Annotated in this window: 7 protein-coding genes; 2 read left to right on the forward strand and 5 right to left on the reverse strand. The window is 41.1% G+C overall.

Translation table 11 applies throughout. The features are described 5' to 3' along the window. Positions 1 to 811: 811 nt before the first annotated feature. Positions 812 to 1,939 carry a hypothetical protein gene (locus tag IQ259_RS25940; RefSeq protein WP_193888866.1) on the forward strand — a complete coding sequence of 376 codons (1,128 nt, stop codon included), beginning with the start codon at positions 812 to 814 and terminating at the stop codon, positions 1,937 to 1,939. A 162-nt stretch (positions 1,940 to 2,101) separates the two neighbouring features. On the opposite strand, the gene IQ259_RS25945 is transcribed toward IQ259_RS25940, so the two are convergent. Together IQ259_RS25945 and IQ259_RS25950 are read right to left on the reverse strand one after the other, a co-directional pair. Next, positions 2,102 to 2,671: a TIGR02281 family clan AA aspartic protease gene (locus IQ259_RS25945; RefSeq protein ID WP_193888867.1), complete on the reverse strand. Its 570-nt coding sequence runs from the start codon at positions 2,669 to 2,671 to the stop codon at positions 2,102 to 2,104. Positions 2,672 to 2,943: 272 nt separating this feature from the next. Continuing rightward, on the reverse strand, positions 2,944 to 3,714 hold the full coding sequence (locus IQ259_RS25950) for a nucleoside phosphorylase (RefSeq protein ID WP_193888868.1): 771 nt from the start codon (positions 3,712 to 3,714) through the stop codon (positions 2,944 to 2,946). Positions 3,715 to 3,776: 62 nt separating this feature from the next. Between IQ259_RS25950 and IQ259_RS25955 the strand changes: the two genes are divergently transcribed. Continuing rightward, positions 3,777 to 3,995 (forward strand): nucleotidyltransferase family protein, encoded by a 219-nt coding sequence (locus IQ259_RS25955; RefSeq protein WP_228014792.1) that lies wholly within the window; start codon positions 3,777 to 3,779, stop codon positions 3,993 to 3,995. Positions 3,996 to 4,042: 47 nt separating this feature from the next. Here the strand turns inward: IQ259_RS25955 and IQ259_RS25960 are convergent, their stop codons facing one another. The 3 genes from IQ259_RS25960 to hetF all read right to left on the reverse strand — a co-directional run bounded on the left by IQ259_RS25960 (position 4,043) and on the right by hetF (position 9,533). Further along, entirely contained in the window at positions 4,043 to 6,253 is a 2,211-nt protein-coding gene (locus IQ259_RS25960) for a tetratricopeptide repeat protein (protein WP_193888869.1), read from the reverse strand. A 451-nt stretch (positions 6,254 to 6,704) separates the two neighbouring features. Next, on the reverse strand, positions 6,705 to 6,884 hold the full coding sequence (gene psb34 / locus IQ259_RS25965) for a photosystem II assembly protein Psb34 (protein WP_193888870.1): 180 nt from the start codon (positions 6,882 to 6,884) through the stop codon (positions 6,705 to 6,707). Positions 6,885 to 7,037: 153 nt separating this feature from the next. After that, the gene (hetF, locus tag IQ259_RS25970; protein ID WP_193888871.1) at positions 7,038 to 9,533 is read right to left on the reverse strand and encodes a cell division protein HetF; all 2,496 of its coding nucleotides are present in this window, start codon (positions 9,531 to 9,533) and stop codon (positions 7,038 to 7,040) included. Between the last annotated feature and the right edge of the window lie 348 nt (positions 9,534 to 9,881).

Raw genomic sequence — 9,881 nt, forward strand, 5'->3', positions numbered from 1 at the left:
TTACAGAAGAGAGCTTTTCTCACCTCACGGGCATCTGGGCGACTATCTATAAATTCTTGTAGTTCTGCGATGGCTACGCCCGCCGCAGGCATCGCAGGTTGTAGATGCTGATCTATCATTGTTTGTTCTTAGACAGATATATTCCTCCGTATTATCTCGTACACTTTTTCAGAAATCAAATATGATTCCTATATCTACTGAATAGTTGCAATAAAAGGACTTGTTTGACTCTGTGATTTCACCATCTTTATCCGCCAGTCGTACAGCATTCATACATAATTCTAACTTTCAAAATTATGTTTGATTATTATGTCATCTATCTAAGGTAATAGTTTGAGACTATAAATTTGGAAATTGATGAGGATAATAATTTGTAATATTTAGACCTAACAATTTATTACCTGAGGTTGATTGCTCAATAAAAGTTTTCCATTAAAAAGAGATTAAGTGGTCACACGAGGAAATAAAAAAATTGTGTAAGAAATTACAAAAATTAACAAGTTTGTATGTTAATGTTTAGCTTTATCAAGCAAAAAGATGGTTATTAAGCAGCTAATATTCAATGTATTTTGTCTGATTCAAATAATAAAAAAATAAATTAATCAAAAATATATCTCTTAAAAAGGTTGCCAAAATTTAATTTTTATGTGTACTTACGTATACCAAAAACATCATATGAAAGTGTCAAATTTATTACTACATAATTACAAGACCATTATTTGAGTGAATTGCAAACATGGATGTTAGCAAGTGCTATGTAAAAAAGTTTTGACAACTAAATTACAAAATTAATTGATCAAGAAAACTCACCATGAATGCACTATCAGTTACGCAGCTTGCTTTGCCAGATCGATTTTGGTATACAGGGGTAGGGAAAAAAGTTCTTATAGACTTTGGTAGCGATCGCCCGAAAATTCTTGCTCAAGCAGGGCAGAGTTTAGGATTTGAAGCAACTGCCAGCTATACTGATCCCATGACAGGTAAGCTCCGATTGTATAGTGACGGTCAGCTAACCTTCAATGGACAAACTCACAAAATTTTGGAAAATGGGGTTTGGGGTGCTACAAGTTGGTCTTCTACACAAGCCGTAGCAATCGTACCTGCTCCTGGTAATAATTCTGACAAGTTTTATATTTTTACAAACAATAGCCAGAAGGTATTTTACTCGATCGCCGATTTATCTAAAGGTGCAAATGGCTCAGTTACTGTTTTAAACAAAAAACTTACGGAGAGGGTTGATAATCCAGGGGAAGCTCTTGGTGTTGCACCTCATACTGATGGTAAATCTTTCTGGTTACTGATTTTTAACGGCAGAACTGAAGTCCGCGCCTACTTAGTAGACGAAAATGGTATTAATAGAAAATATATTTCCTCACCAATTGGGTTTCCCGAAAATCGCCTTAACCCCTTAGTTAGTAAACAAATTCATAAAGGTTCAATTATTTTCAGTCCCAATTGGAATAAAGTAGCCTTGGGTGTAGCAGGTTTAGGAATTGCGATCGCAAAAATTGACCGCGCTACGGGAAAAGTCAGCCACAGTGATTTTTTAATTCGTGGTTCCGCTGGATATTCCTGCGCTTTCTCTGCTGACTCGACAAAGTTATATTACGCTAAGGGTAATTGGGAGTTTGGACAGTGGAGTAAAGATACTTTAGAAGGTTGGAGCGCTACACCACACCAAATGGACTTGATTACTGAAAAGGAAACCGAAATTGATACCTTAGCACTTGGGGATATGACTGGCTATTCTGGCCCAAGGTTGGCTCCTAACGGCAAAATCTACTGGACAGGACAGGCAAAATCTTCACTCGCCGTTGTGGAAAATCCCAACGCACCAGGACACGCTCTCAAGTTCAATCCTTATGGCTTACCTTTAGGAACTGGTGTATTTGGTAGTTGGAATTTACCAACACAGACATTCAGCTTCCATAAAGGCTAATTGGATATTGCACAATTACAGCAATTTTTGTTTAAATGACTCGGATTCTACTAAACTGAAAACGGCTGTAATTGGGCTTTTTTTGCCAACATAAGTTACTCAACCTCAGAAAAGTGTTATTTTGACCAATAGGCGATCGCATGTAACGCAACTGCAAGCAAGCTAACGGGGATGGAATTCTACTTCTTTTTCTAAAATCTTAATATCGTAGTTGCCGAAGAAATCGTGACCAAGTAAACCAATACCCGCTTTGGAAGCGATCGCTACCTCCACATTATTTGCTATGATGCCACCCGCAGCTATAGACTTGATTTTGCCTGTAGGAAATTGTACTTGGCTACCATCGGCAATTTGAGCGTGGAGTGTACCCGTAGGTTTGATTTGCAAAGTATTCGCCATTGCTTGAGTAATCAAAGTCCCATTGGCTCCTGTATCGAAAATCATCTCAAAGGTATTTTGATTATTGAAAGTGACATCAATAACGGGAGTTCTACCAAAGTGGCGTTTGATAGGAACTCGAAAAACTCTTTGTTGTCCAGATGTCTTTGTTCTATTTGTACCACTGCAAAGCTTTGTTAATTCCACAGTTGTACCGGAGGAGTTAATCATAAAACATGTCCCCATATCTTCAGCAGTTGCTCGGTGTGTCAATGCTAAAAATATCAGCGTTGGCATTACCGCAATCAACGCTAAGTTAACATTAGTAATTACCCGCTTCCAAGCACAGTTCATGTTATGTCGCTCTCCGAATTTTTTATAAATATGAAATATTAATTTTTTGTTAAAAATTAAATTTGACAAGGTTACTTAAATTGCTGACAAAAACAAAGTTTATCTAGAAAAGTTTTGTTTAGTTAAGTCGGATAGATTAATCCTTTTACAGGAACATAATTTATGTTTGCTTATTTCCAAAAAGTGAAATTTAAACTTAGTAAATCCATAGTATCTAGATTTAGGAATGGCTAACTTAAAGATTAAGTAAAGAGACGATGAAACTACTGAAGTCAGATTAAAAGTGCTGCATGTACAGCAGTTGCGATCGCATGTTCAACAGCAATCTCTTTCTGCTCTAAAACTATGCCTTCATCAACAGTACGGTGAGCCACAACACCGCAAACAGCCGCCGCCGCAAATTTATACACTCCTGCCATTTTAAAAAGTGTGCCGCATTCCATCTCATAATTCAAAATATTCAACCGCCGATATTCTTCAGTGATACCACGCAGCGATCGCATTAAATACGGGTTTGCCGAATCAGTACGTTCCTGTCCTTCATAAAAAGTATCTACAGAAGCTGTAATCCCTAAATAATGTTCAAACTCTAATTCTTGTGCAGACTTGACTAAAGCCACTGTCAAAAACGGATCAGCTGAAGCTGGATACTCCACAGGCGCAATCTCATTAGCCGCACCTTGGCGACACAAAGCCGCACTACTAATTACAATACTGCCGACGGGTATATGAGGTTGAATTGAGCCACAAGTCCCGATGCGAATAATTTGCCGGATTCCCACCTGTACCAACTCATTCACCACAATACTTAAAGAAGGCGCACCCATCCCACTAGTCGCAGATAAGATGGGGCGGTTATTAGGTAAGTATCCTAGATAACTATTAAGTCCGCGATTTTGCGATAACAAACGCACATCTTGTAAATAATTTTGGGCGATGAGATAAGCGCGATCGAGATCGCCCGATAATAAAGCAATCGTGGGAGGCGATGCACCTAAGTCATCTTTTCCAAAACCAATGTGATACAAGCGTTTATTTGTCATACTAATTCCAAAATATAGCAGGTGACAGGGAACAGGTGACAGGGTTAAAAGTCTCTTAGTGCATGAGTTTTATCATTGGCCGATGTCCTAACTGCCTTGGCTACTGCTATAGTGATATAGATTTTTTGGTAGAAATTGAACCGCAACGAACTTTGTTAGACCAAATAGCTTTGATGCAGTCCTTAGAAGAATTGCTAGGACGTAAAGTTGATGTGGCGGAACCTGAAACTCTACATGAGTTGATTAGAGATAAAGTGTTGTGGGAAGCTGTGGTGTTATGAGAGATGAATTGAGAGAGTTGTAACTACGGGGGATAATTCGGAGTTAATCACAGCTTTGATAAAATCTCAGGTAATAATTGACCAGGAACTTTTGATAAAGCTAGATTTTGTCCTTGAATACCTAATTCGTTATGGAAGGTGCGGATTGTTCTCACTACATAAGCAAAGGTAGTTTGATAAGCTTCTGGTTGTTTACTTAATCCATTTAAGGCTTGCAAATGGTGATCTAACGCTACTTCTAAGTGGTGCGATCGCGTGGGTTTATCGCCATTAAAAGAAATATCTGTAACTAACTGATAATGGGCTAACCCCAAGTTATTATGAGCAGCAAACAAATCAAAACTTAAGGGAACACCATTGAGGGAATGTGCTAAAGCAATGGCTTCTTCATAAGCAATAATCGATAATTTAAGAAACTTTTGCTTGAATTCTTTTGTGGTTTGAGGTAAGTTGGCAAGATGCCAGTAAGCGGTGGCTAGATTATTTTGAGTGGCAGCACAGGCACTAGGAACATTAGCTGCGGTGCGATATATCAAAGCTTCGCAGTAAACATCAATAGCTTGCTGAAGATTTTCGGCTGGTTGTTCGTATTGTGCCAGATTCCAGTAAGCAGTACCAATGTTGTTTTGAATCATCCCATATTTGAGCGGTTCCTGTTCGGGATTGTAATGAGCCAGTGCTTGATTATAAGCTGCGATCGCTTTTTTGAGATGCACAACTGGTTGATCATATTGTCCCAAATGCCAGTAAGCTGTACCTAAATTATTCTGGCAAGCAGCATACTTTAATGAATCCATCTCCACGGTGCGATAGCGCAGGGCTTCTGTATAAGCTGAAACTGCCTGTTGCCAGTTTTCTGAAGGATTAGCAAACCTCGCCAAATCACCGAATGCAGTTCCCAGATTATTCTGCACCCGCGCATAAGTTTCTGGGTGAGTCTGGGGTGAAATCATCTTCAAAGCCAAATGATAAAATTCAATTCCCTGTTCAATGTAAGTTTGTCCCGCCTCAATGTTGGGTGGTGTGCGGTACAACATCCAGTAAAGTGTGCCTAAATCATTGAGAATATCTGGTAATTGTGGTGATTGTTCATCGTAGGCGATCGCTTCTTGATAAGCAAGAATTGCTACCATCAGGTTTTCTAGGTTTGAATGTCCTTGTTCAATCCGCAAGCGATATAAGTTACCCAACTGATGATACGCTGCTGCCAAATCTTCTTTTGCAGCTTGCTTAGTGTGTAATTCTTCAATTTCTAACAGAATTTGTTGTGGTTGCCAGTTCTCCTCTGTTTCTTGATCAATCTTGGTGTTAAAAGTTGCTATGACTAACTCTGTTAACTCCTGGCTAATATGTGACAACGACGAAATTGATGGACGAGGGCTAGTCGTCTCACTAGCTTGCACAGGAGATTCCGGCAATTGCAACTCATTTTTCAAAAATCCCGGAGGTGGAGGTGGAATGTCCAGGATTTTATTAAATCTTTTGGCTGGTGTTTCTACGGGAACCGTACCATTTTCCTCGAACTTTGGATCTGTGGTAGGTTGTGCTTCAATTGCTGATTTGTTGAAAGTAGATCCCTCTAAATTCCCAAAATCCAAATTTCGGGAATTGGAAAAACGTTCGGGATAATTTACATTGCGTTTTGCTGGTGTGGGTTCTCCAGCAAAAGTAAATATACCTGTACGCCAACGCCAAAACTGTGGTGCTGACTGCTGAATAGCAGACAACCAAGGGCGCGATATCCACAACAGCACACTAGATTCTAGAAATCCGCTAGATTCTTGACTAGAAAAGGATTCTTCGCTGAGACGCAGATAGTGTAAAAATAAACGCTGAACTGCTACCGGTTGCTGAGTTAGCTGTTCTACGCCCACAATTTGAAATGTCGGTATTGGTAAGGCTCTCCCAGGATTTTCTTTGGATGCGCCCACAATTGGTGGGGGATAGTTAGTCAACCATTGATTTATTTGCGCTACGAGATTAGGCTCATTTAAATTCAAGCGTAAAGTCACTAATCGCGGATAGGCTGGAGTGCTGATAGTTTCCTGTCCATCTTGGGGCTGATATAAAACTTGCCCAACTGGATAAGCCAAAGTAGAGTGCAAACGCGCCGCTACTTGATTTCGCAACTGTAAATCATCGCATACTGCTAAAAACAGTTGTCGTCTCAAGCCTAAACTGAGGGCAAGTTTCAAACGGTGATATACTTGCCGGTTCCAAGCAAAATTATCGGGATGTGCCGGATCATTCACGCTCATGGTGGCTAAATAGCCAAAAAAACAATATCACCTTATCAGGGCGCATTTAATTCGGCAAAAATTTTTGCCAGTTGCACGGTTCGGGGTAATCTTCCCACAGCCCTGGTTTACCACGCAAGTGGCTTTCTTCGCTGCAATTGTTCTTAACTGAACGGTATTGAACCATGACTGCAATTGTCAAGCAGAAACGCGAAATTGCACGTCTCTACATACCAATCTTTTTACTAAGTAGGTCGGTGTTAAAAATTGTCGTTATGACAAGGCAGGAGGCAGAGGGCAGAGGGCAGAAGGGAAGAGGTTTTCAAGCTACTTTACTTTCCGTTACATAGTCCGGTTTATTTGCACCTTTCTACTTACAGACTCTTGACATAACAAATAAAAAACAGGTTCCCGCTACAGTGGAAACCTGCAACACTACATGAAAATTAGGTTTTACGAAAACATTTCTTGCTTAACTGAGATTGGAAACGGAGAAGGCAACAAAAATTAAGCCGCCGACTAAAACCGTAGCGGCGACACCTAGGATAATATAATTACGCTTTTGCTCCGTTGTGGGAGGTTCTGCTCGATAAACCTTTGGTTCTTGGGCAAAATTATTAAGACGGCCGCCTTCTTCATTCGTATAGGGCATGAAGCAATTCCTTGTTTTTGAACATTATTTAATGTTACAGAAACTTATATCTCATGCTTTCCCTATCAGAGACAAATTTTTACATCTTTTCAATCCAAATACCATTTATCACAAAATTTGTCAAGTCAGAATCGGAAGCCCGTATGAAGAAGCTTATAATTCTTCCATTTTTTGCTGAAGAAGCGATCGCCAATCGGCAATTGCTTTTTCTGTCCACAGCCAATTATTACTCAATTTATTAACTTGAAAGTTTACTGGGTCTTGATTAATTACCAGTTTGCGTAATTTGATGGCTTCATTCATATACTGCACTTGTTTCACAGTCGGTTGACTGCGAGCAGATTTAGACAATCCCATTGCTAAACCAGCGTAGGAAGTCAAGGCATTCTGAGGTACTGGGGAGTTCTGCACTGACATTGCCAGATTTGAGGTGGGATTTTGCTGATTTAAAGCTAAATTTAGCGCTTTAAACCAAGAATCGTTGGCTCGATCTAGATTGCCTTCTGCGTAGTAAGCAAACCCTAAAGCATTGGTATACAAAACCGAGTCTGGTTCTGCTTTCGCAGCATTTTCCCAGAAGCGGCGGGCATCATCAATGCTATATTTTTTATCTCCAGTCTGAATTAATTGCCAAGCTAACCGCCCTTTAAAAAAGTTGAGTGCTGGATTGTTAACTTGGGTTGGCGGCACAAAATTTAGGGCAGTTTGAGCGGCGTTCAATGCGCCGCGATCTAATAATTCTTCTATGGCTACCAGTCCAGGCAACAAATCACCTTGGCTCAATTTTTCTGTGGCAGTATTAGCAATATCTGCTGTAGGACTAGTCTGCAAGTTGATTTTCGGAGTACTTTTGCTAGATATAGACTGCTGGAGTGGAATTTGTGGGATATCGGCAAAAGTTGGCATCCGTCGAGTTTGCCACCACCAACCCAAACCGATCGCACTAGCGATCGCACCTGCGCCTACAACACCTAAAATTTTCCACAGATTAGGACTACGGCGCTGTCTGGGCGGAGATGTTGGTAATGAGGCTAAATGAGGATTGCTCCACTCTTTTTCCTGACTTTCGGCAGTTTCGTTGGGTGTTGTGCCAATATTTCCCCATGATCCTTGTCTATCAATGGGTGTCACCTCTCCACTCACTTGTCTAGTCTGAAAAATATTTTCTCTGTTTTCTGACAGTACCTCTCCTGTCAAAGGAGATTGACCGTTATTGGCGGCTGTTTGGTGATCTAGCTGGCGAAACAAATCTGAAACTATGGCTGAATCTTCTGCATAACTTGGATCGTCATACTCAATTTCATCAACTAAGTCGCCCCAAGTTTCTTCACCCAACCAGTCCAAATCAGAAGCATCATTGCCTAAACCCGGTATCATCTCATCGATGGGTAAGGATATCTGTGCTTCATCAGTCATGGCAGAGTATGTTGCGATCGCAGTTGCTTTCACACTCCTGCTATACTCAGTCAGCGATTCTGTACTGGTGAATGTCGAAATTTCTGGGCCTAAAAAACCATCAAATTCGGGTTGGAGATACAAAATTGGTAATGCCCAATAAGCTTGGTGCGAACCATAGGCAGAAATTAATCCCTGGCGCACTCGACTTACACATAAATCCACCGGGTATCCTTGACTGAGGTTACGATACAAAAGTTGGGTCAGCGTGAGTGCTACTTCATCAGGGATACGTTCTGACATTGCCAAAACGCACTTGATGCCGCGTTTAACTAAACTTTCTGTCAGGTTGCGTTCGCCCGTTTCTTCTGTAGTGTCGGTTGTTGCTGTGTATGCTCCTCGACAGGAGTTAAACACTGCCATTTGAATATCATTATTGACGAGTAGACCCGCTAGGTCATCGCCACTGAGTGTTTCTGTTAAGCCAGTTCTGTTACTAACCAGATAAATTTCGCCACCGTTTAACCCTAAGTTACTATGACCGGAATAGTGGAGAACTTGGTATTTGCTTTGTTCTAGGGCTTGGGTTAATTCTTCCCTTCCTGGTTGATCTAAAATAGTCAGTTCAATTTCGGGCAGTTGAATACTGCCGTCAGCGGTGCGTGATACATGACGGTGCAGTTCGGCTTGCAGTCTCAGCGCTTCTTGTTTTAACAAATCAAGACGTGTTTGGTCTGTGGGAGATGCCAGCACCATTAAAACGCGCACTACAACATCTTCTGCCAGTTGTGGTAGATTTCTTGATGGCAGGCGAGAGGTTGTGAGAATACCGCTTTGGTAACGAGAGAAAGCCACATAAGGCCCGGTAGCTAAAGGGCGATCGCCTGCGTGCATGACTTCCCACGGCAGACGTGCTAACCTAGTGTCCTTAAGTCCTAACCGGAGGCGTAGTACTTGTTGATGGTTTTGGGCAATGCCTTGAGCAGTAATCCAACTATCTCTGAGAGTGCCTTGAAACAGGGCATTATAAAATTGCTGACCCAATGCCACCAAGTTTACAGAGTTTCTGGCGATTGCATCCCCCTGTAACACTGACCTCAACGGGTCGTTCATTAGATGTCCCGCTGCTGTTAACCAATCAGCTACAGGCCAAGTCACTAGTTCTTCTGCCAATGGCACCCCAGGCGCGACTTGTTCCGTCCGCACCAAGTAGTCATTCTGCCCTACTGGAGTTACGGAAATGTGAAATTCCATACAAGTATCGCAATTTCAATATTTTTAGTCTTCAAACCCTCATTCATGCTCAATAGATGCTCAAAACCCTGTATTTCAGTGCTTGAACATGACATATAAGCATATGGTTATACTCAGTGTCTATGCTCAAAGAACGTTCATTCCTCATTATGACAACTGGGGAACATTTTTAGTTTCAAGATGAAGCTTTTAATTTTCTGTGACTACGTTTACATATCTATTTCTATCTCCCCATTTTTCTCAATAAATTTGAACAAAACAGTAGAGACGTTGCAAAGGAGAGTCTCTACAAAGGTTATTCATAAAAAATTATTTTATTCGAGGCAGGGGGCAGGGGGAACGGGGCAG

It is taken from the genome of Fortiea sp. LEGE XX443 (genome assembly GCF_015206815.1).
In the GTDB taxonomy this organism is placed as follows: Bacteria; Cyanobacteriota; Cyanobacteriia; order Cyanobacteriales; family Nostocaceae; genus Nostoc_B.

Bases quoted from the DNA above. Each gene is read 5' to 3' on its own strand.
- IQ259_RS25960 (WP_193888869.1), bottom strand. From the start codon at position 6,253: ATGAGCGTGAATGATCCGGCACATCCCGATAATTTTGCTTGGAACCGG.
- psb34 (WP_193888870.1), bottom strand. From the start codon at position 6,884: ATGCCCTATACGAATGAAGAAGGCGGCCGTCTTAATAATTTTGCCCAA.
- IQ259_RS25955 (WP_228014792.1), top strand. From the start codon at position 3,777: ATGAGTTTTATCATTGGCCGATGTCCTAACTGCCTTGGCTACTGCTAT.
- IQ259_RS25950 (WP_193888868.1), bottom strand. From the start codon at position 3,714: ATGACAAATAAACGCTTGTATCACATTGGTTTTGGAAAAGATGACTTA.
- IQ259_RS25940 (WP_193888866.1), top strand. From the start codon at position 812: ATGAATGCACTATCAGTTACGCAGCTTGCTTTGCCAGATCGATTTTGG.
- hetF (WP_193888871.1), bottom strand. From the start codon at position 9,533: ATGGAATTTCACATTTCCGTAACTCCAGTAGGGCAGAATGACTACTTG.
- IQ259_RS25945 (WP_193888867.1), bottom strand. From the start codon at position 2,671: ATGAACTGTGCTTGGAAGCGGGTAATTACTAATGTTAACTTAGCGTTG.